The following is a 24,042-nucleotide window of genomic DNA, read 5'->3' as shown; positions in this document are numbered from 1 at the left end:
CAATCTCTCTCAATTCGTTCGAGACGCAACAACAACAAACGCCATAGATATGGAGGACGCTTCACATGAAAATCGCTCTGCTGGGCGCCGGTCGCATCGGCCGTGTTCACGCTCGCGCCATCTCTGATCACCCCCTGGCGCAACTGGCATGTGTCAGTGATGCCTTCCCGGAGGCTGCCAATTCACTCGCTGCGGAATATGGTGTGCCGGTGATGACGGCGGAGGACATCTTCGCGTCAGCGGAGATTGATGGCGTTCTGATCGCCTCCTCCACTCCGACTCACTGTGACTTCCTTGAGCGTGCGGCCCGTGCGGGCAAGGCGGTACTTTGCGAGAAGCCGATCGATCTGGATCTTGCGCGAACGCGTCACTGTCTTGGTGTGCTGGCGGAGCACCCCGTGACCTGTGCTCTCGGGTTCAATCGTCGCCATGACCCTCAGTTCTCGGCGCTCAAGCAGGCGCTGGAAGCGGGACGAATCGGCGAACTCGAGATGATCACCATCACCAGCCGTGATCCAGAGCCGCCGCCCGCAGAATATGTGGCAGCCTCGGGAGGACTCTTCCGTGACATGAGCATTCATGATCTGGACATGGCGGTCTGGCTGCTGGGCGAGCCGGTCACGGAGGTGACGGTCAGTGGCAGCTGCCTCGTGGATCCAGCCATCGGTGAAGCGGGAGATCTGGATAGCGCACTCATCAATCTGAAGAGTGCTTCCGGCAAGTTGGTCTCCATCAGCAACTCGCGTCGTGCCTGTTACGGCTATGACCAGCGGATCGAGGTCTTTGGCAGCCAGGGCATGCTGGAGGCGCGCAACGAGACGGATACGCGCCTGCGCTTCACCGGCGTGGAAGGTGTGGTGGAAGAGCGTCCACAGTGGTTCTTCCTCGAGCGTTACGCGCAGGCCTATGTGCGTGAAGTGGGAGATTTCGTCACTGCCTGGCAAGAAGGTCGTGCCCCGCTGGCCGGCGCGCAGGATGGACTCGCCGCGCTTGAACTGGCCGAAGCGGCGTTGATTTCCTATCGCGAAGGGCGCCGGGTACTGCTCAGTGAGATTCGTTGAGCCCACTTCTCCCTGCTGCTGAAAAGGACAAGAACATGACACTTCTCGTGAGACCGCATGCCCCTGGTGAAGATGGAACGCTACTGGAAGTCACTCCGGAATCTGCAGGCTGGACACACGTGGGCTTTCGCGTACATCGCCTGAAACAAGGTGAGCGTTTCGAGCGCCACACCGAGAGTCGCGAACAGTGCCTCGTGCTGCTCTCGGGACGCGCAACCGTGCGTACCGGTGACCAGACGTTCGAGAACATCGGTGAACGCATGAGCGTGTTTGAACACCTGCCGCCGTACTCGGTATATCTTCCGGACGGGATAGCCTATTCAGTGGAAGCACTGACGGAGCTGGAAATAGCCGTCTGCAGTGCTCCGGGGCATGGCAATCATGCCGCTCGCCTGATTCGCCCCGAGCAGGTGGCCTGTTCGACACGTGGCGAGGGGACCAACACGCGTCACGTGCAGGACATTCTTCCCCAGACGGAGCCCGCCGATAGTCTGTTGGTGGTGGAGGTCTATACGCCCCCTGGCAACTGGTCCAGCTACCCTCCGCACAAGCACTGTGCCGACAATCTGCCGGAAGAGTCTTTCCTGGAGGAGACGTACTACCACAAGCTCAATCCGTCACAAGGGTTTGCGTTCCAGCGCGTCTATACCGATGACCGATCCCTGGATGAAACCATGGCGGTGGAAGATGGCTGCTGTGTGATGGTACCGGAGGGGTATCATCCCGCCGCCGCTCCACACGGCTATGAGCTTTATTATCTCAATGTCATGGCTGGCCCCAAGCGGGTCTGGAAATTCAAGAATGACCCCGCGCATGAGTGGATCGTCGACATGAAATGAAAGTGTGGTAACTGGCATTGAGTCGATACACGAAGCCCGCGATCGGTAATGACCGATCGCGGGCTTCGTGATTCAGGCCGAGTGATGGGGCGCATGTTACTGGGTAGAGGTGACGGCTGGCAGCTTATGCTGACATGAAGTCGTTCCAGCGTCTGACGAGATAATTGTGTTCATCCATGACGGTATTCCATACCGCTATCCGGCTCATGCGTGTCAGATAGTCTCCACCATCACGTATTTCTCCAAGATGTATCAGTCCCGATACGCCAGAGGAGTCGGCAAGTTCCTCTGATGCGGGTTTACCGGCATACCAATAATCCCACTCTGCTTCTGACAGGTAGGGGCGCGTCAGTTCTGGCGTCGAGATGTAGTAACCCTGACGCGCCATGACGGCGCCGGGCCATCCAGAAATCCACCAGTTGAGATATTCGTAGGCCGCATCCAGAGTCCGACCCTTGACGCTTCGCGATAAGGACATGCCACCGTACCAGGCGCGATAGCCTTCTTTGGGCGATGCCATGCGCACCTTTATTTGACGTTGCTTGAGCATTGTCATGGCTGGAGACCAGAGACTTTCGATCCCGACTCGGCCACGGACCATGTCTGAAGAGGCCTGATCTTGATTGCTCCAGAAAGTGCGGAAGTGCTGCTGACGTTTGAGCTCGATCAGACAGTCGATCAGGGTATCTATCTCGTTCACGCTGAGATTGCCCAGATCTTCGAATTGTACGAGGCCAGCCGCCTTGGCGGCCAAGGCGGCGTCGATCGCTCCAATGGCGCTATCGTTCTGCAGACTGACCATGCCACGCCAACGTTCGTCCAGTAGCCAGGCCCAGCTCTCCATGTCGCGATTCAGTCCTTTGGGCAACAAGTCCATGCGATAGCCGAAGCTGTCGACGTTATGGCTGACCGGTAGCATGGTGATGCGATCACTTGGACGAGAGCCGCAGTTTCCATCCGGCTGTACATAGAGGCGATCAACCGGGTTGCCCCCCGCTCCCAGTGGGGCATGCGGTGTCAGCCTGCCGGTCTTGGGTAAATCGTTGATCTGGTCCCAGTGCGGGATACGATCCAGCTCGATTGGCTGGATGGCATTGGCCGGCCAGACGAAATCCACGTTATGAAACCACTGGTCATAAATATCGAAGCTGTCCGGTGCCATCACGCCTGCTCGTTGAGCCGCTACCCCATCCATGATGTCGAATTGCAGGCGAATGCCGAGATCTTCGTGAGCTTGCTGGCGAATGCTCTCCAATAGCGTTACAGAGGTGCCAAGCACACGAAGAGTGACAGGGCCGCGTGACACATAGGGGGCATTGGGTTTCGTCATGGCGTCAGGCATGGAAGATCCTTGGGCTCGGGTGGTCACTGACTTGACGCATGAATGCATTGAGGGAATCTGTCACGCGATCTGCATTGATGCCGCGAGTGATGAAGATGAGTTCGGAGCAGCGGTCATCCTCAGGCCAATGTTCCACATGTTCCGGCGGATGAATAGTGTGCTGTACACCATGAAGTATCACGGGCCGGTTGTCGCCCATGACATGAAGCACGCCCTTGACCCTGAGGATATTGCTGCCATGACGATTGAGCAGCATCGATAGCCAGATCCCCAGGCATGTCCAATCGATCTCGCCCTCAAAGTTGAGACGAAATGACCTCACCTCATTTAGGTGATCATGACTGTCGGCTGTCGTGACTCTCCTCCACGGGCCAAGCCATGACTTGGCTTCGCTTGGGGTGAAACTCTGGAGGTGGGGGCTAGAGGCAAAGAGCAGGTCGCTTGGTTGCCCAAGCGCTTCGGCGCCCAGGCGCCGGGCTGCCGGGTTGATGGTATCGAGCAGGTCCTGCACGTCTGAGAGTTCTGACTCGTTGATCAGATCCGTCTTGCTGATCACCAGGGTATCGGCGACTGCGACTTGCGCTTCCCAGACTGGAAATTGCTCGCGGCTGGTGCTGGCATTGAGTGCATCAACCAGCGTCACGTTTGTCCCCGGACGCAAGTGATGGCGAAGAACTGGGTCGGCCGTGATCGTCGAGGCGATAGGACCGGGGTCAGCAAGCCCGGTGGTCTCCAGCACGATGCGCTTGAACGCAGGGATAAGCCCCTCCTGCCGCTGTGACAAGAGGCGTCTGAGAGCGTCAGATAGCTCCCCGCGGATGGTACAGCAGACACAGCCATTGGAGAGCAGTACCGCATCTTCCGCGATACTACCCAGCAGTCGGTTATCCAGCCCTACCTCACCAAACTCGTTGATAAGGACAGCGCTGTCGCCAAAGTCCTCGCTGGCCAGAACCGACTTCAGCAGGGTGGTCTTGCCGCTGCCCAGAAAACCCGAGATCACATGCACAGGTAGTAAAGGGGTCGTATCGTTCATCACAGGATCCTTGCATGAGTGATTGGGACTCGAAACGACCATGAGTCAGCCAAGTGAGTGCAGGAAAGCAGTATCCAGAGGATCTATCATCCTCCCGCTCAACTGTTCCGCTTGATGCCAGACGCCACCAAGTTCCTGCACGATTTCGCGTTTACCGGTCGCGGTCGCGAGAACAAAACTCGCTGCCTGGAAATCCTCTATCACTACCCGGTGCGGCTTGAGTACGCGATTGATCAATGTGATGCGATACGCACGGGCACGGCGTCGCTCAGAATGTGCCTGCTCCGGATCTTCGATATGGGTGCTCCAGTGTCCCTCGCCACCGAGGGCGCCACACAATCCACACATGGGAAACTCCTTATATTAGAGGGAAGATCTTCATCGGCTCAGGTATCGGCTTGCTGACAGTGCCACGCGGAGCAAGGGTTCATCTTCACCACAAGGTGCGCTGAGTTGCAGGCTGGTGTGCTGGTCTGCCTCATCCGTGCCACTGGGCAGTGCCACGGCAGGGGAATCCAGGAAACTTGCCACCATGCTCATTCGAAGGGTTGCCAGGTTGACCTCGGCAAAGTGCTGGGCATCCGCCTCCAATGGACCCAGAAGTGGGGCCGTATGAGCCACTGTCGGGGTCAGAAGAATGGCGCCGCTCAGCTCTTCACGCAGCTGCGCCTTGAGGCTCTGGCGGTGACGATACAGTGTGACGACGTTGTCTGGAGTCATCCGAGCGGCGGATTGCAAGCGGTGACGTACGCGAGGGTCCATGGCGTTGGCCGCATCGCTTTCCAGTAGATGACGGTATTCGGTATAGGCCTCTACTGCGCCTAACCAGCCAAGTCGGGCGATGCAATTCAGTGTGTCATGGACACTGACTACGTGTCGGTGGACGACCCGGAAGCCTGCCTGAGCCAGGCGTTCAGCGCTGTTCTCGAGATTGCGGCGTACGCTGGAGGCCACCCTGGGATCCTCCAGGCAGGTCGTGTCGAGAATGATGACGGACTGTTCCGGCGGACTCGGTAGGCGCTGATACACAGGCCTGCCGCGCATGGCATCGTCGACGGCCAGACAATCTTCCAGTGTCGTTGCCATGGCGCCGAGCGTGTCCATGTTTCTGGCCAAGGGGGTGACGCCCTGTCGAGTATGACGTGCCTGAGAAGGGCGGTAAGCCACCAGGCCATTGAAAGCCGCCGGTACGCGCAGCGATCCCGCGGTATCAGTGCCGATGGCGACCGGAACGATACCCTTGGCTACGGCGATGGCGGAGCCGGAGCTGGAACCTCCGGGCGCACGGGGTTCACTCTGGCCCGGGGTGTGGTGAGGAGTGCCATAGTGCGGGTTGAGACCAAGTCCCGAATAGGCAAGCTCCGCAAGATTGGTCTTGCCTATGCCAACCATGCCTGCGCCAGAGGCATGTCGTACCGCATCGGCATCCGAGCGTGCGCAAGGCTGGGCCAGTATCTTGCTGCCTCCGGTAGTCAGCGTGCCTTGAATATCGATCAGATCCTTCCAGGCAATGGGAACCCCATCGAGAGGGCCCAGCAACCCCCCGAGGCGTTGACGGTCAGCGGAGGCTTGCGCTTCAGCCAGAGCACGCTCTTCGGTGAGAGAGATGAAAACCGCCTCGCTCTCTCTTGCCATGGCCAAGGAGTGCTTGGTGACTGCGACAGGGTCTAGTTCGCCGCGCTGAATGGCTTGACCGAGATCCAGCGCGGTAGGGGGAGTGGAGGACATCAACATCTCCATGAAAAGAGAAAGGCGCCGCCAGGGCGGCGCTATGGGACAAATCAGCGATCTTCACGCTTGAGAGCACTGGTCGGAATGTCGTCAGTTTTCAAGCGCTCGAAGTGTCCTTGTTGGGTATAGACCCAGTTGCGGCCTACCGAGGTTGCCAAGAAGCGATCATTGAAACCGGAGTCGATCTCTTCTTGAGGGTAGTGTCGAAGTATCCAGCCCTTCATCAGCAGTACATAGACCACCAGGGCTGTCACGAAACCAACGGCGTAGGCGTACTCGAGAAAGATCAGGGCCATGGTGCCACCCGTGATCCAGGCAATGAGAGCTGCCGGATTGAAGCCCTTGAAAAAGCGGAACTGACCGGTGGGAGAATACAGAGCCGGAACATTGAGTCGGCGGCGGCGAAGCAGGTAATAATCCGCCACCATGATGCCGCCTACTGCCGATAGTACGGCACCGTAGTAGCTCAGGAAGGTAAACAGGTTGTCGAGAATCAACCAGGGCATGGAGGCCGTGCCGATGATGCCCGCGATAACCAGGGCCATCGGGTAGCTCACACGTGGTGCACCCGCATTCACGAAGGTAAGAGCTGCAGGAATCAAGTTGGCGGCGTTATTGGTCGACCATTGGGCGAGGATGACCATTGCCAACAGGGCAATCAGCGTCAGTCCTCCACCTTGGCCCTGTATGACCGTGACAGGGTTCCAGTCACCTGCCGCGATGAATGACACACCGCCGATCAGCGCGATCCATGCTTGTGTGACAGGTAGCGCAACAAATTGAGCGACGAGAACGTTGCGATTTCGCGCAAGGAAGTTGCGTTGCCCACCGGTGGTCTTGAGAAAGCGTGTCAAGTTGGGGATGTCGACGGCCAATGCTGACCAGAATGCCATGTTGGCAAAGAATAGCCCCAGCGCTGCGACGTTCTGATCACCGACAAAGGTCCAGATATTGATGCCTTGCGTCTTGGCCAGTACATCGAGTGTGAAGTACATCCACACGGAGATCGCGACGATGCAGGGGGCGGCAATGGAGGCCAGGAGCTCCACGGCGCGTATGCCAAGAGCCGTATTGATGATCTGAATGGCCGCGAAGAGCACGTACCAGACCACCCAGTTATCGAAGCCCCACAGATATTCGACGATACCATTGAGCGCTATGGCACCGAGGTAGGTTTGTACCCCAAACCATATCGCCGCCACGATACCGCGTGATACGGCAGGCAGGTGAGTCCCCTTGAGCCCGAAAGGAGCCCGTAGATACACTGCAAACGATAGCCCATGTTCAGTGCCGATATCGGCAGTCAGGGTCATCACGATGCCTAGAACGAGATTGGCGAGGAAGATGATTGCCACGACATGCAGCAAGGGGAGCCCGGCAACTCCGCCTGCACCGAGCTGGAATGTCGCAATGATGACCGCCATGCCGATCCATAGCCAAATGAACCCGAGGAAGCCAATGGTTCTCTGGTTCAACCATACGGGCAGAATGGAAGCTTTCAGAAGATGTTGAGCATCATCGGAAGCTGCGTTTGATCGGTCAGGTAGGGGGGCATGCTGAGTGTGTACCACGGCATCGCTCCAGAGTTGGATGGTTGTTATTGGAGTGCGATAGCGTCGAAGAGCATCGGGCTGTCTCCAGATCGCATAAATGCAGTATGGATACAAAAATCATTTTTTGGCAACCTTTGAAACCTGTACCTCGCCGCGCAACTAGTGCATAACCATTTCTGAGTCGGGTTTTTCAGTGAGAAAATCGGGTTATCAAAGGCAAGTAAGCGCAAAGCGGCTTTGGAGGCGGTAGAAAAAGTCATTTTTTCGCATGCTCGAAAGAGCGTGAGCGAAGTGTCAAAATGTTCCGGACCGTCGACCCTTGGTGATAGAGGCTTCGTCGGGGAGGATCCCGCGGGTCCAGAGTGATCCGGCGACATCATGGAGGAATGGGTTCTGGCCAGTGCAAACAGTTCTACCAAGCGTCAGGAGAGTCGTGCCCCGCGCTATGCGATGATTGAAGATTCTCTGCGAGAAGCGATTCTGTCCGAGCGCATGCCCACCAACCTTGTGTTGTTGGAGGGTCCTATCGCGCGACTGTTCGGGACCAGCCGTGGGCCGGTACGCAAAGCCCTGGAACTGCTTCATGAACAAGGCCTCATCAGTCGGTTCGAGGGTCGCGGCTTCTTGGCGACCCCGGATCCTGATGCCGTGACACCATCACGTGAACCACTGACACCTCAGCTGCTGGGGCTGGGGCATGAGGAAGCGCCGGTCGTGGACACGCGACCCGCCGCAGAGCGGATTCATGCGGAGGTGGAGGAGGCCGTGGCGATGTGTCTGGCCTTTGGGCATTTCCGAATCATCGAGACGGCGCTAAGCGAGTTCTATGGGGTAAGTCGAACCGTGGCTCGGGAGGTCCTGGGGCGCTTGCGCAGTAAACGTCTTGTCGAGAAGGATCGTCACTCGCACTGGTTGGCGGGGCCCTTGACTGCACAGGCCGTCGCTGAGGATTTCGAGATTCGAGTACTGCTTGAACCAGCAGCTCTGAGAGCTTCTGGTCCCATGTTGGAGCGTGCTGAACTCATGGACATGCGGTCGCGATTACAGCGTCTGCTTGATCACCCCGAAGAACAGAGTGTCGCCACGATTTCCAAGCTGGAAAATGACCTGCACCAGCAGTGTCTGCGTCATTATCGCAACCGTAAGGCCAGTGAGATGATTGCCCAGAGCCAGCTACCGATGATCGTCAATCGAATGTTCTTTCAGATGCTGGGGGTGCCGAGGCACGAGCCGCTGCTGATGGAACACAAGCTGGTCATTGATCACCTGATCTATGGGGCATTCGACGCTGCAGCTTCCAGTCTGCAATCCCATCTTCAAGCGGCTGCAGAGCGGACTCGGCGGCGCTTGAAAGTCCTGTCAGTATTCCCTGAGCCAGACCTTCCTCCCTACCTGCTTCGCATCGTCTAAGGTGTGATATTTCGACGAATGCCATAGGTTCTCCCCTGATGGTGATGCGTGTCACGAGGTAGTGGAACTGCTGCCTCGTGGTATCGCACGCTGAGCCATTGCGCTCCCTTCCCCCTCAAGTAGTCTCTCGCTGCCTCGTGCTGTCTGGCGTGCTTCCGCGTCATCACGTCTCCCATCTAAAATGGTGTCTGTATACGTTTCTTCCTAAAAATGATCATTGTTGAAAATGATCCTAGACGTTTTAGCCTTTGGTCGAAAGCTCGCATGAAGTGCACCACTCCTCTCGATTCCATCGTTCTCGTGTAAATCGCTTTTCAGTTAATAAGTTAGCCGCAAAACCTCGATTCCTGGGTCAGTGTTTATGCGCTGATCGAGATGTATGTCGGTCTACACATCTTCTTGACAAAAATGACCTTTGTATCCAATCTCCAATTCAGGGCGGGTGTGATCACTGCCATGCCGTCGTTCGGCCCATACGTGCAAGGTGCGAACGACAGCACACCATGACAAGTTCAATAACGAGGTGGTCAAGATGGCGAAGAAAGAGATTCTGTGTGCTTTTGGGGTCGATGTTGATGCAGTAGCCGGTTGGCTGGGTTCCTACGGTGGTGAAGATTCTCCTGACGACATTTCGCGCGGTCTATTTGCTGGGGAAGTCGGGGCGCCGCGATTGCTCAAGCTGTTCGAGCGTTACAACCTGAAGACCACCTGGTTCATTCCTGGCCACAGTATCGAGACATTCCCGGAGCAGATGAAGGCGGTGGTAGAGGCGGGACATGAGGTTGGCGTACATGGCTATAGCCATGAAAATCCGATCGCCATGACGCGCGAGCAGGAGCGCGACGTGCTGGATTACAACATCGACTTGGTGACCAAACTGTCAGGCAAGCGCCCGACGGGTTATGTCGCGCCGTGGTGGGAATTCAGTCCGGTGACCAACGAGCTGCTGCTTGAGCGCGGAATCAAGTACGACCACAGCCTGATGCATAATGATTTTCATCCCTACTACGTTCGTGTTGGTGACTCCTGGACCAAGATTGATTATTCGAAATCGGCCAAGGAATGGATGAAACCGCTTGTGCGTGGTGAGGAAACGGATCTAATCGAAATTCCCGCCAACTGGTATCTCGACGACCTGCCGCCAATGATGTTTATCAAGAAGGCACCCAATAGCCATGGCTTCGTTAGCCCTCGCCACTTGGGAGAGATGTGGCAGGACCAGTTCGATTGGGTCTATCGCGAAAATGACTACGCCGTCTTCACCATGACGATTCATCCGGATGTGTCAGGTCGCCCTCAGGTGCTGATGATGCTTGAACGTCTTATCGAGCATATGAAGAGTCATGAAGGCGTTCGTTTCTGTACTTTCGACGAAATTGCCGATGATTTCGCGGCACGTAATCCACGCAAATGATGCACCCCCTTAACCCCTATATAACGACAATCAAATGAGAGGGTAATGAGGATGACTGAACGAACGTCGAATGTAACAGTCAAGGGGCAGGCTGCAAGCGCAGATGAACCTTGGAATGCTGAAATTACCAATAAGCAGATCGGCTATGCTTCTCTGGTTTGCTTCATTGCCTGGGTGGCTTCGGTCTATGACTACACCCTATTTGGCACACTATTACCCGTGATTGCTGATGATTTCGGGTGGACTACTGCCAAGGCCACTGCGGTCAATACCTGGGCGACGATTGGCGTGTTTGCCGTTTCTCTGGTTGTCGGCACCATGCTTGACCGCTTCGGCCGCAAGAATACCTTGATTCTACTGGTGATCGGCGGGGCGCTTAGTTCCGGCCTGTCCGGGATCGCTATTGGTGCGGCATCAATGGTGATCATTCGAGCTTTCTCAGGCTTTGCTGTCTCTGAAGAAGTCGTCAATGCCGTATACCTCAATGAGATCTACAAGAAAGCCAAGGGTCGCGGCTTCATGTTCAGTCTTGTCCAGAGCGGCTGGCCAGTAGGGGCGCTGCTGTCGGCCGGGATGACGGCAATGCTACTGCCAGTCGTTGGCTGGCGTGGCAGTTTCTTTGTGGCGGCCTGTGCGTCGATCATCGTCATCGTGATGGCCATGAAACTGCCGGAATCGCCGGTGTTCGCTGCCATCAAGGAAGTGGAGCGTCGTCGTAAATCGGGTGATGCTGCCGGGGCTGCCGCATTGGCTGCCGAGCATGATATTGAAGTCAATACAGGCAATAACCTTGGGCTCAAAGGTGTGTTCGGGCCAGAACTGCGTCGTCATACCATCTCGCTGTCATTGGTTTGGTTATTCAGCTGGATGGCGATCCAGGTCTTTGCCGTGTTGGGAACGACAGTCCTGGTGGAAGCGAAAAGCGTAAGTTTTGAAAGCTCTTTGTATGTCTTGATCCTGGCCAATGCGGTGGGCTTCGTGGGGTACCTGACACATGGTTGGCTTGGGGATCGCATTGGCCGTCGCACGACGGTGATGTTGGGCTTCCTGTTGGGCGGCATCGCTAGTGTAGTGATGCTGTTGGGCCCGGCCAGTGATGGCTTTGTCTACATGATGTATGCCATCACGCTGTTCTTCTTGCTTGGCCCGTTCGCCGCCATCCTGTTCTACATGGGGGAGTCTTTCCCGGCTCACGTCCGTGGTACAGGAGCCAATGTCGCCCACGTGATGGCCCCAGTGGGAGCTATCGTCGGTTCCGGTTTGGTCTCCGTGCTACTGACGGCAGGGGTGAGCATGACGTGGGCCGCTATCCTGGCGGGGTCTCTGCCATTGATGCTCAGTGGCCTTCTGATGTTGGGGACTCGCAAGGTGGATCACCTTGAAGAGGATGTTCTAAAGGAGGCAGTCGCATGAGTACCTTGACACGTGACGATGGTTTGGCTGGCAAGGTGGCGATCATCTCCGGGGCTGCCAGCGGAATTGGTCAAGCCCTGGCGGTCAGTTACGCCAAGGCTGGGGTAAAGGTAGTCGCAGGGTATTACCCCAGTGATCCTCATGATATCGAAGATACCTTGTCAGCCGTCAGGGAGGCTGGTGGCGAGTGTATTGCCGTAGCGGTGGATGTCCGTGATGGAGACCAATGCGACTCTCTCGCTCAGGCAGCCACTGAGGCTTTCGGGCAGTTGGATATTGCCGTGGCGGGAGCAGGGATTCTGCGTCAGTCTCCGTTGGAAACGCTATCAGACGATGCCTGGAATGACATGTTGTCGGTGGACCTGACTGGTGTCATGCGAGTATTTCGCAGCGCCTCGCGTGTCATGAAGGGGCCGGGTGCCATGGTAGCAATTTCCTCCATCGCTGGCGGCGTTTACGGATGGGACAATCACTGCCATTACGCGGCTGCTAAGAGTGGATTGATGGGGCTGGTGAAATCACTTGCAGTGGAGCTTGCCCCGCGTGGCATTCGAGTCAATACCCTGATACCGGGCTTGATCGAGACTCCTCAGTCGCTTGATCCGGTCAACTCGCTAGGCCCTGATGGTCTGGCTGCTGCAGGCAAGGTCATTCCGGCAGGGCGAGTAGGGCGTGCTGATGAAGTTGCCCGTACGGTACGCTTCTTGACCAGTGATGATGCTTCCTATGTCACCGGTCAGCAGTTGATCGTTGATGGTGGGCTGACGGTTCGTTGGCCGAGCTGATCGCTGAATGACGGGGCAGAGTCCCTGCCCCGTTCCTTCTCTATTGCTGGAGAGATGTTCCATGTCACAGAAACTTCATGGCAAGGTGGCTCTGATCGTCGGTGGTGCGAGTGGAATCGGTTTGGCCATCGCGAATCTGTATCATGCGGAAGGCGCTACCATTGCAATTGCCGATCGTGATGTCGAAGCCTGCGGCAAGGCTGCAAAGTCGCTCGAGACTCGCATCAGCACCCATGTCGTTGATGCCTCTGATGAAATGTCAGTCAAGAACATGATCGATAGCGTGATTGCGAAGCATCAGGTCATTGATGTATTGGTCAATAGCGCTGGCATTCTGGATGAAACTCCCTTCCTGGAAATGACCTCTGAGACCTTTGATCGCATGATCGGTATCAATTTACGCGGGGTCTTCCTGATCAGTCGCTACGTTGCCTCGCACATGGTCGAGCGAAAGCAGGGGCGTATCATCAATATCGCCTCACAGCTGGCACTCAAGGGAGGTGTGGGATTATCACACTACTGTGCGGCTAAAGCCGGTGTATTGGGGCTGACCAAGTCGATGGCACGAGAGCTGGCACCTTACAATGTTCTGACCAATGCGATAGCCCCTGGCCCGATTCTGACGCCTATGCTGGAAGGCCTGAGTTCCGAGTGGATTGCCGCAAAGGAGGCAGAGCTTCCTTTGGGACGTTTCGGTAGAGCGGAAGAGGTAGCACCAACGGCACTGATGCTGGCGGCTTCACCTGACGGCGATCTCTACCTCGGGCAGTGTCTAGGTCCCAATAGTGGCGATGTCATGTAATCACGCGGGAGTGTGTTGATGTTAGGGCTTCTGCTGGTCAAATGGTTGTCGACTGCCCTGATCGTGATCGGCGTGTCAGTCGCCGTGGTGCGACTGGGCCCCAAACTCGGTGGAGTATTGGCGGGAACGCCTATCGTATTGGCGCCGGGTTACTTCTTTATGCTGCAGGAACAGTCGGCTACGTTTGTGGCTGATGCTGCGCTCGGTACCCTGCATGCCATGTTGGCGACCCTTGCCTTTTGCCTGGGGTATGTGCTGCTGGCAGCTCATAGAGGTGCCACCCTGAGTGGTGTACTTGCAGCGCTTCTATGGTTGCCGGTAGCAGCCTTGGCCGGACTGATGCCGGGTGGGCTTGGGCTGGCACTTGTCGTGTTCCTGTCTTCCCATTGCCTGGCTTTAAGATTTACTCGTGGGTTGGGACTTGCGCGCGCGCTGTCAGTATCACCTCCACGATGGGGGGATCTCGTAGTCCGTGGTGCACTCGCAGGAACTATTGTCTGTCTTGCCACAGTAGTACTGGACGATATTGCTCCATCTGTCTCTGGTATTGCCTTGAGTTTCCCGATTGGCATGCTGACCATTGCCTTGACACTTCACCAACGGTATGGAGCCGAGGTGGCCAGAGCGACATTGGCGGCGACACAGCTTGGAATGCTGAGTCTGGTAGCCTTTAGCGCAGTGATGGTAATGAGTGTTCAATCGCTGCCGCCGGAATATGCCTTCGGTCTATCCCTGGCAGCATCACTTTGTGTCAGCACGATGCTCTGGTTATCCCAGTATTTTCACTCCATTTATATATGTCGGAATAATCCGCGTATATCTTGACTGGTTTCGCACATCTGTCCGATAAATCACAAGAAGCCCACCACTGGAGTCTCCAGTGGTGGGCTTCTTGTGTCACGGTGCTACGTCACATCACCTCTTATACCAGATCACGCTGTTCCTTACGCGCACTGCGGCGGTCGCGGGCAACCGCACGGCAGATGACAACCAGTACCGCCAGTGTCAGCACCGGCCAGACCAGGACATAAACAGCGAAGAGTAACGTCATGATGAATGTCTCCTTGTGTTCAGGTGCTATGCATTCGTTGGAGTGGCAGGCCGTGTCTGGATCGAATCAGAGTCACGCCGATTCTCGGCATCCAGCGCTTCATCGTAGTTGCCGACCTTTTCACCGATGGTGGCAAAATCGAAGCGCTCCTGACGACTGGACAAGCTCATCACCACACACACCAGCGTGCTGGTGCCGTAGGCAGTAAGTGAAGACAACAGCACGGTGTAATCGCGAAGAAAGCCGGTGGCGAAGATCAGCATGGCAATCATTGCCGCAACACCTGCAATGATGCCGAGTGTGCGTCCGAGGAAGCCAAATACCATCAGGCCGATGATGACACCGCCCCCGATGCAGGCGAGTAACTCGAAGAACAACCCGCTGAGTCCAGTGAGCGGAACCAGTTCAAAGCGCGCAACGCAGAACAGCACCATGGCGACCAGTACCGAGACGGTAAAGGCGGCATTGGTGACCCGATTCCAGAAGCAGCTGGCGATGACAGGGAATACGATAGCCCCCCACAGCGCACCGACGAATACCAGCATCACGAGGATATCCAGTGAGAAACTGGCGAAGGTAATACCGAGCATCGTCGCGACAATCATGGTCACACGACCGATGAGCAGCATGCGTCTGGGGTCTGGCTTGCCGCGGGCGATATTCTTGCCGTAGACATCGGCCATGATGATGGCGGAGAGCGCAGATAGATCAGAATCGGCGGTGGACGACAGTGAGCCGATCACCAGAATGAAGAACAGTGCGATGAAGAAGGGCGGCAAGTACTCAGACACCATCTGAGGGATCAGATTGTTCATGTCGCCATTCATGGGCTCGACACCCAGTGTCAGCGCCATCAGGCCGATCATGCCCAGGCCGATGACGATGGCGCCATAGCCTACGGTCGCCGTGATGAAGGTCGGTTTGATGTGGTCTTCATTGACGGCAAAGAGGCGCTGGGAAATGGTCTGGTTACCGATTGCGTAGGCCAGTACAGCCACGAAGAAGGGAGCCCCCTGATTGAGGATGGCATCCATCGAGAAGAAGTCCGCCTGTTGTGGCGTGACATGCTTCAAACCTTCGACGAGCTCTGCAGGCCCCCCCATGGCAAAGAACACCGCGGGTATGATGATGATGGCGATGGCCATCAGGGCGACCAGCTGGGCGAAATCGGTTAAGACCGATGCGCGGAAGCCAGACCAGAACGTGTAGAAGAGCACCCCGGTGCCCGCCATGATCACGCCCGCCTGGAACGACAGCGGAGACAGCACGGAGACCAGTGCGCCGGCGGCAGTGAAGTTGACCATCAGGCTGATGATGCTGCCCAGCACGTTGGAGAAGGCCAGGATCAGCTGGCTGCTTGAACCGTGACGTGCATGGATCAGCTCCCCCAGCGTGTGGGCATTGGGGGCAAGCTTGCGGAACCGACGGCCGAAGGGATAGATGAATAGAATCATCAGCGCCCCCCAGAAGCCATAATGTATCGGGCCAGAGACGCCATAGGTGAAGCCCGAGGTAGCTGCTGCGTAGAACGATGCCGCCCAGATCCAGGTGGCGGTCATGCTCGCAGCGCCCATGCCGAAGCCGACTCTATGGTTGGAGACCATGAATTCGTCAGCATCTTCGGTTTTCTTGCGGATGCTGAGTGTTATCAGATAGGTGCCGCCATAGAAGGCGACCAATAGCAGCACGACAGTCAGCGTCGAGAATTGATATAACGATTCATTGTTCAAGAACGGACCCTCTGTGGGTTAACAGGGCACTGGTCAGCAGCAGAAATCACTGTCGACAGCGACGAGTAATGAGAGGAAGGTTCTTAGCCGTAGACGAATACAGCATTATTTGCACAGGCAACTGAGGTCCTGCGCAGCGCGATATGCCGCGTCATTGATTATCGGCAGACTCAGTCGGTAGTGACTGGGCTTTTAGCACTTCCCGTCGAGGAAAGTGGCGGGGGGGGGGACGTCGGGGCATGCATCGTCCTTCATCAGTATAATGAAGTCTCATGATCTTCCTTGTTATTGAGTGTAGCCATCAGCTATGGCGGTATTTTTAAGCAATATCCTTGGTCAACGGCATACGCTGTGCGCCCTGAGCGACTGGTCGCCAAGCACATAAATGTATGCGGAATGTAACAATTATTTTTTCGTATTATGCTTTCCACAAGCAACCATAAATTATTCGAATCAATATGTCCAATTTGTCTCTATACAGCAGCTATTCTGAGTTCAATCAACGATATTCAAACTAAATTGCGATAGGAAAAGGAAATGCTACCCAGCAGTGGGGCATTACTCAGGCTATCAATGTCCGTGGGTTGGTGTCTGCTGATTAGTTTGTTTCCATTTGGCAGTATTGTATTGCATGTACCCTATTGTCAGGGGAGTTGTGTAGATAATGCGGAGAGTGATAATTAGAAGGTTAATAAAGGCCAATTCGAGTTTATTTTTACATTTTATTCTCTAGTAATGAAACACTAAGCGAAGACTTTTTATTGAGCTTCGAAAATTTTGAATGCTATTTTCGGAGCTTTATATATGCCTGTCAGAATCTGCTTTATTTAAGTTTTTATTGTGATTATTATAATAAACGATAGTGAATCAGTATCATTTTCCACTATCGGTTATTATAATAACTGATGGTGATGTAGCGTCATTGCCCACCATCAGTCTTGTAATAATTTTTCACTCGGCGTTTGTCTCCACCAAATGATTGATCATCGTAGTAGCGGAGGAGACAGTCTCGGGAGGCGTGCTTCCAGCAGCATCGCAGCATGCATGACTTTCATATCTTCAAATTTTGCGCCGATCAATTGCAGGCCGACCGGGAGCCCCGTGTCATCCAGGCCACAGGGCAGTGATGCGGCTGGCTGTTGTGTCAGATTGAAGGGGTAGCTGAATGGCGTCCACTCCATCCAATCCTGATAAGCGCCGTCGGGAGGCACGTTGAATCCGGCGGCAAAGGGGGAGAGTGGAAGAGTGGGGGTGACGAGTAGATCCCATTGTTGATGAAAGGCCTGCATATGCGCGGTCAGTGCCGTGCGCTCGCGTCCCGCTTCCAGATAGCGAGCCAATGAGATTTTGCTGCCGCGCTCAGCAATATCCAGGAATCCCGGATCCATCTCATTGAGCTGATTCTTTGCAAGTTTTTCGACGACTTGCGTAGCACCAGCAAACCAAAGCGTATTGAAGGTATCCAGAGGGCACGAAAAACCCGGGTCGATCTCTATTATCTCAGCACCCAGTATCGCCAATTGCATTACTGCTTCATCCACTCGTCGACGTATGTCGTCAGCCACATCGACATAACCCAGTGTCGGGCTATAAGCGATTCGCCAACCCTCGAGAGAACGAGGTGGAGGAGTACTCCAATCAGGACACTGCGGATTCCCGAGGAAGCCGTCGCGCGCATCGGGTTGCGTCATGCTGGCCAGCATCAAGGCGCTATCTGCTGCGGTTCGCGTCATGGGGCCCAGGTGTGAAAGAGTCGACATGGCACTTGAAGGCCATTGCGGGATCCAGCCGAACGTTGGCTTCAAGCCGAAGGTACCTGTGAAACTGCACGGAATCCTGATCGACCCTCCTGCATCGCTCCCCTGGTGTAGCATGCCAAGATTCAAGGCTGCTGCTACTCCTGCGCCGCCTGAAGAGCCTCCAGGTGTCAGCGACAGATCCCAGGGGTTGCGCGTGACACCATGAAGAGGGTTGTCAGTGACACCTTTCCAACCAAATTCTGGAGAGGCAGTCTTGCCTAGAAATACTGCCCCAGCGCTACGCAGATGTCCTGCCACAGGTGCGTCCGTGGCATTGGGAGCCTCAGCGTCTGAGGTGGCCGAACCATATCGCGTTGGCATGTCGCGCGTCAGCGTGAGGTCCTTGATGGTTGTCGGTACTCCGTCCAATGGGCCACAAGGACTGCCGTTCATCCAGCGAGTTTCTGATTTTAGAGCAGCTCTCATCGCCTCATCGTGTGCAACGTGAACGAAGGCATTGATACTCGGATTCACGTCGTCGATACGCGCAAGGCAGTCACGGGCCAGTTCAATGGGAGACAGCTCACGACGCCGGAACAAGTCGAGCGCTTGATGGGCCGTCAGCTCTGAAAGCTGTGTAGGAAGATTTTGGTGCTTCATGAGAATGAGTTCTCCCTTGTAGAGAAAGTGCCAGTCATGTCACGGAGATGGGCGACAAGGAATGCTCTTGAATTAAGTCCCTGACGCTATCAGAGGGTGGAAAACACCGAGCGTAAAAGAGTAGGGGCCTGCCATGAGCAGACCCCTATACCTTTCGTTATTGAGTGCTAGTAGCTTGGCTGGAGTCGGAGTCTTCAAGTTGCTCGGGATGATACTCGGCAGTGTAATCCTGACGCGCTTTAGCGAAGCGCTCGACGACATCATGATCCTGTCGTTGCAGGACAAGGCTCAATACGACAAATACCGCAGTGTTGAGAACCAGGCCCCAGATGCCAGCATGCAGACCTAATGGGTTACTAGTGCTCGCACCGTAAGAAAGCCACAGTACTGTCGTCACCCCTAACATGAGCCCCCAGAAGGCAGCCATGGGGTGAGCTTTACGCCAAGTGATCGCGCCCAATGTCGGCACGATCAATTGAGCTGTTCCAGCCAGAGCGGCGATACCGATGGTAACAAGGAGTCCCGGAACGGTAAGTGCCAGAATATAGGCCGCGAGGGAGAAGCCGACCAAAGAGAGACGTCCGATATGGACGATTCTTGCCTGATTGGCGGCAGGGTTGACGTAGCGCTTATAGATATCCATGGTCACGACGGTTGATACCGCATGAATCTGTGAATTTGCCGTGGACATTGCTGCCGCCGCGCCTGCGGCCATGATCAATGACGCCAGCAGGTAAGGGGCATAGTTCATCAGCATGACGGGGAGGATCTGATCAGCGTTCTCCAGACCCGGCTCGAGTAGCACACCGGTATAGCCCGTCAGGACTGAACCGAAGTACGCGAATGCAGCAAGCCCGAGCAAGAACGGCATCAAGCCAAATAGCTTGCCGCTCTTTACAGAGTACATGCGCAGCCAGATTTGCGGGCCCATGAACGCCCCGATGGCGACAATCACGAACAGTGAGAACCACATGGAATAACCCATGTTGCCATTTGGCCCAGGTAGAGTCAGATGCCCTGGTGAGCTACTGGCAAGTTGGGCGAACATGCTGGCCGGTCCGCCGACCTTACCTGCGATGTAGTAGCCCGCATACATCATGCCGAAGAACAGAAGTGCCCCATAGATCACATCCGTCCAGGCAATGGCACGAATCCCGCCGACCCAGACATAGACAATGATGATGAAGTAGAACAGCAAGGCGGCTAGCCAGAAAGGCACGACGCCGCCAGAGGCGACCTCGATCAGGTAGGCACCGCCTGTAAGCTGAATCTGCAGGTAAGGTACGGTGAAGATCAGCGTGATGACAGCGACAAGGATTCTCAGGGCTTCACTGTTATAGAAATCCCCCATCAGGTCTGATGGTGTCAGGTAGTCGAAGCGCTTCCCGAGATACCAGACTCGTTTACCCACCCAGTAGTACATGAAACCAAACAGGAGATTCCATGCCAGGGCAGTGAGATAGATGGGACCGCTGGTATAGAAGGTGGCATTTGAGCCAAGAAAGGCAAAGGCACTCCACCAGGTGGCGGCGACCGTGAAGAACACGGCAACGCTACCCATGGCTCTTCCCTGGACAAAGAAGTCTTCACTGGTAGTTTGAGCTTTCCGTGCTGATACAAGCCCGACGATCAAGGGAATGATCATGAAGGCCGCGATGATCAAGATACTTCCTGTCATGGTGAGCTCCTCAGCGATTGTCGGTAGTTGAGGTGGCTCTAGCACTACCCCAGTTAGTCAGGTAGGCGTATAGGAATACTGCGGTGAGGAACCCCCACCACACCAGGTTCCAGACAAGGAAAAACGGGATCCCCATTACCATGGGCTCGATCTTGTTGGCCATCAGTATCAATGGGCTCTCAAGCATGGCGAAGCCAAGCAGCATGAAGCCGTATATAGCGACCTTGCGGGTAGTAAAGCGCTTTCTCATTGCATTCCCCTTTATTGTGGTTGGTGGGGCGGGCTATGACCTGCCGAGAATTACGGCAGGGAACCAAACATGGCAATGCATCAATTATTGTATTTATACGTATAAATTAACCAATAGGTGAGAAAGGCCGGATCGTCAAGAAAGTAAGGGGCATAGCCACGAATAAATTTTTGTGGGGACTTCTGCTAGGACGTATCGATATGGAGGCCAGTCAGATCAAGGATTCAGGGTCTTGAGGCTTCGGCTCTCCTTTTCCCCCGCGACGTAGCCCTCCAAAATCTGGATAATGGCGACCATCGCGCAGCCGCCTTCCAGGCGCGCAGGCTCACACTCTTCACAGCGGTGCATCGTTCATGGAAATCAAGGTCAACTTTCTCGACAACCTGAGGCTCGAGGCGAAATTCGACGACTTCACGGTCGTCACCGATCAGCCCATCCGTTACAAGGGTGATGGCTCGGCGCCGAGCCCGTTCGACTACTTCCTGGCCTCGTCGGCGTTGTGCGCGGCGTACTTCGTGAAGGTGTACTGCGTGGCACGGGACATTCCGACCGAGAATATCCGTCTGTCGCAAAACAACATCGTCGATCCGGAGAATCGCTACAACCAGATCTTCAAGATCCAGGTGGAGCTGCCGGAAGAGCTGTCCGACAAGGACCGTCAGGGCATCCTGCGTTCCATCGAGCGTTGCACGGTGAAGAAGGTCGTTCAGACCGGCCCGGGCTTCGAGATCGAGACGGTCGACAATCTTGACGAGGACGCCCAGGCATTGCTGATGGCGGAGCCGCCAGAAGGGCAGAGCACCTGGATCGAAGGCAAGGACTTGCCGCTGGAGCAGACCATCGCCAACATGACGGGCCTTTTGAATGACCTTGGCATGAAGATCGAGATCGCCTCCTGGCGCAACATCGTGCCGCACATCTGGTCGCTGCACATTCGTGATGCCGCGTCGCCGATGTGTTTCACCAATGGCAAAGGCTCAACCAAGGAGAGCGCACTGTGTTCGGCGCTGGGCGAGTTCATCGAGCGTCTGAGCTGCAACTTCTTCTACAACGATCAGTTCTTCGGTGAAGCGATCGCTGACAGCGAATTCGTGCATTATCCGAACGAGAAGTGGTTCCAGCCGGGTCCGAAAGATGAAATCCCACAAGGCGTGCTGGATGATTACTGCCTTGCAATCTTCAATCCTGACGGTGAGCTGGGTGGCTCCAATCTGATCGACACCAACTCCGGGCGTGCGGATCGTGGCATCGTGTCACTGCCGTTCGAGCGCAAGTCAGATGGCGAGACGGTTTACTTCCCGTCCAATCTGATCGAGAACCTGTATCTGAGTAACGGCATGAGTGCGGGTAATACCCTGCCGGAAGCGCAGGTGCAGTGTCTCTCGGAGATCTTCGAGCGAGCCGTGAAGCGCGAGATTCTCGAACAGGAGCTGACGCTGCCAGATGTGCCGAAAGAGGTACTGGCCAAGTTCCCCGAAATCGTCGAGGGCGTCGAGGCGCTCGAGGCACAGGGCTTCCCGATTCTGGTCAAGGATGCCTCGCTGGGCGGGCAATTCCCGGTCGCGTGCGTCACATTGATGAACCCGAAGACCGGCGGTGTGTTCGCCTCCTTCGGTGCGCATCCAAGCTTTGAAGTCGCCATTGAGCGTAGCCTGACCGAGCTGATGCAGGGTCGTAGCTTTGAAGGGCTCAACGACTTCATGCCGCCGACTTTCAGCTCGCATGCGGTTTCCGAGCCGAACAACTTCGTCGAGCACTTCATCGACTCTTCCGGCCTTGTCTCGTGGCGTTTCTTCAGCTCGAAGACGGATATTGAATTCGTCGAGTGGGATTTCACCGGCACCAATGACGAAGAAGTCGCCAATCTGTTCAGTATCCTCGAAGAGATCGGCAAGGAATCCTACATGGCGGTGCATGAGGATCTCGGTGCGCCGGTCTGTCGCATTCTGGTACCAGGCTACTCCGAGGTCTATCCGGTGGAAGACCTCGTGTGGGACAACACCAACATGGCGTTGGACTATCGCGAAGATATCCTCAATCTACATCGTCTTGATGATGAGCAATTGGCAGATCTTTCGGAGCGTCTGGAAGAAAGTCAGCTTGATGATCACATGGACATCAAGACCCTGATCGGTATCGAATTCGACGAGAATACCGTGTGGGGTCAGCTGACGATTCTTGAACTGAAGCTGATGATTGATCTCTCGCTGGGCCTGCATGAAGACGCACTGGATCGCGTCGAGATGTTCCTGCAGTACAACGACAATACTGTCGTGCGTGGCCTCTACTATCAGGCCATGAAAGCCGTACTGGAGATCACGTTGGACGACGAGCTGGAGCTTGAGGATTATCTCTATAACTTCCGCCGCATGTTCGGTGAAGAGACGATGGCGGCGGTGGTCGGCTCCGTGGATGGTGAGGTTCGCTTCCACGGTCTTGAGCCGACCAACATGCAGCTGGAAGGTCTTGACCGTCACCAGCGTCTGATCGAAAGCTACCAGAAGCTGCACGCACACCGTGCTGCATTGGCCGCCAAGCAGGTATGATGAGCTGATATTGTCATGAAAACCCCTCCTTTATCTGCTGGTAAAGGAGGGGTTTTCATGTCTGGATGTGTGAAAGATTCTTGACCACATTGGCTCGACATTATCGGACGACCGATAGCATCGATGCTGGTATATTTATGACTTAAAATATACTAATGCATGGAGGCGTTATGTTAATGGTGGTCGGCTTGATCCTGAATCTGATGTTCGTGTTGTTCTTCCCGCAGATTGTGGCCGATAGAGACATGTCGGCAGACACTGTCTTCGTCTTCCAGATGTCATTGTTCGCCAGCTGGTGCATCTGTGTATTTGGCGGTGTCTTGCTGAAAGTCGGCAAGCACAAGGCTGGCTTCATTCTGGTGGCGATCGGTAGCCTGTTGTTCGTTCCTTTAGGGCTTGTCGCCATGATCGGTGCACGCAAGTTGAAGGAGAAAGATCAAGGGTCGACTCTTGAAGCGCGTCGCGAAGCCTTGTTGAACGCTGACAAGGACGCTGCATGAGCACTCAGGTTGCAACGGCGGAGCCGCTCGATTTCTATGCGGAGAAGCACTCGCGAATGAACATGACATTGGCCTGGATTGCGCTGGCAATTCTTGTCGTGGGGTTCCTCTTCACTATATCCCAGAACATGCCCAGCGCTAGTTTCGCGCCGCTCGTCATGGCTATCGTCATTTGCTTCATGCATGGCAATGCCTACAAGAAAAAACCAGCGGCTATTCTGGCGTCAGATCACGTGTCGTTGCTACTCAATCCTCTGGCGGGACGCAAGCTGGCACTTTACAAGGAAGTGACTGGCCTGACGCTCAAGAAGGGGAAGGTATGCAGCATCAAGTATGTGCAGTCTGATGATGCCAAGTCGCGCGAAAAGACACTCAAGCTCAGCCTCAACATGTTTGATGAGGGGCAACGCAACCCCCTGATGGAAGAGCTTTCGGTGCGTACCGGGTGCGATATCCAGCGAGTCTGATTCACTTGCGATAGCCTCACTGCGCGAAAAGCGGA

Annotated in this window: 21 protein-coding genes; 11 read left to right on the top strand and 10 right to left on the bottom strand. The window is 55.4% G+C overall.

Annotated elements, in window-relative coordinates:
• The first annotated feature begins 65 nt into the window (after nt 1-65).
• Together iolG and iolB are read left to right on the top strand one after the other, a co-directional pair.
• Nucleotides 66-1,061: an inositol 2-dehydrogenase gene (gene iolG, locus GQR90_RS09900; protein WP_088743391.1), complete on the top strand. Its 996-nt coding sequence runs from the start codon at nt 66-68 to the stop codon at nt 1,059-1,061.
• Between the two features lie 35 nt (nt 1,062-1,096).
• Nucleotides 1,097-1,900, top strand: coding sequence for a 5-deoxy-glucuronate isomerase (iolB, locus tag GQR90_RS09895; RefSeq protein WP_084208911.1), 804 nt, complete (start codon nt 1,097-1,099; stop codon nt 1,898-1,900).
• 124 nt (nt 1,901-2,024) lie between these two features.
• Here the strand turns inward: iolB and GQR90_RS09890 are convergent, their stop codons facing one another.
• The 5 genes from GQR90_RS09890 to GQR90_RS09870 are packed head-to-tail and all read right to left on the bottom strand — an operon-like array spanning nt 2,025 to nt 7,580.
• Nucleotides 2,025-3,242, bottom strand: a complete 1,218-nt coding sequence (locus GQR90_RS09890; RefSeq protein ID WP_233266214.1) for an ABC transporter substrate-binding protein — start codon at nt 3,240-3,242, stop codon at nt 2,025-2,027.
• Complete coding sequence (locus GQR90_RS09885; RefSeq protein WP_158773961.1) at nt 3,235-4,278, bottom strand: CobW family GTP-binding protein; 1,044 nt, start codon at nt 4,276-4,278, stop codon at nt 3,235-3,237. The genes GQR90_RS09890 and GQR90_RS09885 overlap by 8 nt, the downstream gene beginning before the upstream one ends.
• A 45-nt stretch (nt 4,279-4,323) precedes the next feature.
• The gene (locus GQR90_RS09880) at nt 4,324-4,626 is read right to left on the bottom strand and encodes a hypothetical protein (protein ID WP_158773960.1); all 303 of its coding nucleotides are present in this window, start codon (nt 4,624-4,626) and stop codon (nt 4,324-4,326) included.
• Nucleotides 4,627-4,656: 30 nt separating this feature from the next.
• Nucleotides 4,657-6,006 carry an amidase family protein gene (locus tag GQR90_RS09875; protein WP_158773959.1) on the bottom strand — a complete coding sequence of 450 codons (1,350 nt, stop codon included), beginning with the start codon at nt 6,004-6,006 and terminating at the stop codon, nt 4,657-4,659.
• Between the two features lie 53 nt (nt 6,007-6,059).
• Nucleotides 6,060-7,580 (bottom strand): NCS1 family transporter, encoded by a 1,521-nt coding sequence (locus GQR90_RS09870; protein ID WP_267902024.1) that lies wholly within the window; start codon nt 7,578-7,580, stop codon nt 6,060-6,062.
• A 360-nt stretch (nt 7,581-7,940) separates the two neighbouring features.
• Between GQR90_RS09870 and GQR90_RS09865 the strand changes: the two genes are divergently transcribed.
• The 6 genes from GQR90_RS09865 (at nt 7,941) to GQR90_RS09840 (ending at nt 14,211) form a co-directional block, all read left to right on the top strand.
• Nucleotides 7,941-8,972, top strand: a complete 1,032-nt coding sequence (locus tag GQR90_RS09865; protein ID WP_158773958.1) for a GntR family transcriptional regulator — start codon at nt 7,941-7,943, stop codon at nt 8,970-8,972.
• A 532-nt stretch (nt 8,973-9,504) separates the two neighbouring features.
• Nucleotides 9,505-10,386, top strand: coding sequence for a polysaccharide deacetylase family protein (locus GQR90_RS09860; RefSeq protein WP_158773957.1), 882 nt, complete (start codon nt 9,505-9,507; stop codon nt 10,384-10,386).
• A 51-nt stretch (nt 10,387-10,437) separates the two neighbouring features.
• Nucleotides 10,438-11,799 carry an MFS transporter gene (locus tag GQR90_RS09855; RefSeq protein ID WP_158773956.1) on the top strand — a complete coding sequence of 454 codons (1,362 nt, stop codon included), beginning with the start codon at nt 10,438-10,440 and terminating at the stop codon, nt 11,797-11,799.
• Nucleotides 11,796-12,584: an SDR family NAD(P)-dependent oxidoreductase gene (locus GQR90_RS09850; RefSeq protein WP_158773955.1), complete on the top strand. Its 789-nt coding sequence runs from the start codon at nt 11,796-11,798 to the stop codon at nt 12,582-12,584. The genes GQR90_RS09855 and GQR90_RS09850 overlap by 4 nt, the downstream gene beginning before the upstream one ends.
• 61 nt (nt 12,585-12,645) lie before the next feature.
• Entirely contained in the window at nt 12,646-13,386 is a 741-nt protein-coding gene (locus GQR90_RS09845) for an SDR family NAD(P)-dependent oxidoreductase (RefSeq protein WP_084208904.1), read from the top strand.
• Nucleotides 13,387-13,404: 18 nt separating this feature from the next.
• Nucleotides 13,405-14,211 carry a hypothetical protein gene (locus GQR90_RS09840; protein ID WP_158773954.1) on the top strand — a complete coding sequence of 269 codons (807 nt, stop codon included), beginning with the start codon at nt 13,405-13,407 and terminating at the stop codon, nt 14,209-14,211.
• A gap of 97 nt (nt 14,212-14,308) precedes the next feature.
• On the opposite strand, the gene GQR90_RS17625 is transcribed toward GQR90_RS09840, so the two are convergent.
• The 5 genes from GQR90_RS17625 to GQR90_RS09820 all read right to left on the bottom strand — a co-directional run bounded on the left by GQR90_RS17625 (nt 14,309) and on the right by GQR90_RS09820 (nt 20,494).
• Nucleotides 14,309-14,437, bottom strand: coding sequence for a putative transporter small subunit (locus tag GQR90_RS17625; protein ID WP_233266210.1), 129 nt, complete (start codon nt 14,435-14,437; stop codon nt 14,309-14,311).
• Nucleotides 14,438-14,463: 26 nt separating this feature from the next.
• Complete coding sequence (locus GQR90_RS09835; protein WP_158773953.1) at nt 14,464-16,167, bottom strand: sodium:solute symporter family protein; 1,704 nt, start codon at nt 16,165-16,167, stop codon at nt 14,464-14,466.
• A 983-nt stretch (nt 16,168-17,150) separates the two neighbouring features.
• Nucleotides 17,151-18,566 (bottom strand): amidase, encoded by a 1,416-nt coding sequence (locus tag GQR90_RS09830; protein ID WP_158773952.1) that lies wholly within the window; start codon nt 18,564-18,566, stop codon nt 17,151-17,153.
• A 157-nt stretch (nt 18,567-18,723) separates the two neighbouring features.
• Nucleotides 18,724-20,244 (bottom strand): sodium:solute symporter family protein, encoded by a 1,521-nt coding sequence (locus GQR90_RS09825; protein ID WP_158773951.1) that lies wholly within the window; start codon nt 20,242-20,244, stop codon nt 18,724-18,726.
• A gap of 10 nt (nt 20,245-20,254) precedes the next feature.
• Nucleotides 20,255-20,494, bottom strand: coding sequence for a hypothetical protein (locus GQR90_RS09820; protein ID WP_158773950.1), 240 nt, complete (start codon nt 20,492-20,494; stop codon nt 20,255-20,257).
• A 353-nt stretch (nt 20,495-20,847) separates the two neighbouring features.
• On the opposite strand from GQR90_RS09820, the gene GQR90_RS09815 reads away from it, so the two are divergent.
• From GQR90_RS09815 to GQR90_RS09805, 3 genes are all read left to right on the top strand, one after another.
• Nucleotides 20,848-23,040: an OsmC domain/YcaO domain-containing protein gene (locus tag GQR90_RS09815; protein ID WP_158773949.1), complete on the top strand. Its 2,193-nt coding sequence runs from the start codon at nt 20,848-20,850 to the stop codon at nt 23,038-23,040.
• Nucleotides 23,041-23,210: 170 nt separating this feature from the next.
• Nucleotides 23,211-23,540: a hypothetical protein gene (locus tag GQR90_RS09810; protein ID WP_158773948.1), complete on the top strand. Its 330-nt coding sequence runs from the start codon at nt 23,211-23,213 to the stop codon at nt 23,538-23,540.
• Nucleotides 23,537-24,007: a hypothetical protein gene (locus tag GQR90_RS09805; RefSeq protein WP_158773947.1), complete on the top strand. Its 471-nt coding sequence runs from the start codon at nt 23,537-23,539 to the stop codon at nt 24,005-24,007. Before GQR90_RS09810 ends, GQR90_RS09805 begins: the two co-directional genes overlap by 4 nt.
• Nucleotides 24,008-24,042: the final 35 nt, after the last annotated feature.

It is taken from the genome of Cobetia sp. L2A1, assembly GCF_009796845.1.
Taxonomy (GTDB): domain Bacteria; phylum Pseudomonadota; class Gammaproteobacteria; order Pseudomonadales; family Halomonadaceae; genus Cobetia.
The sequence above is the reverse complement of the archived record's forward strand: the minus strand, read 5'-3'. Positions and strand labels throughout refer to the sequence as shown.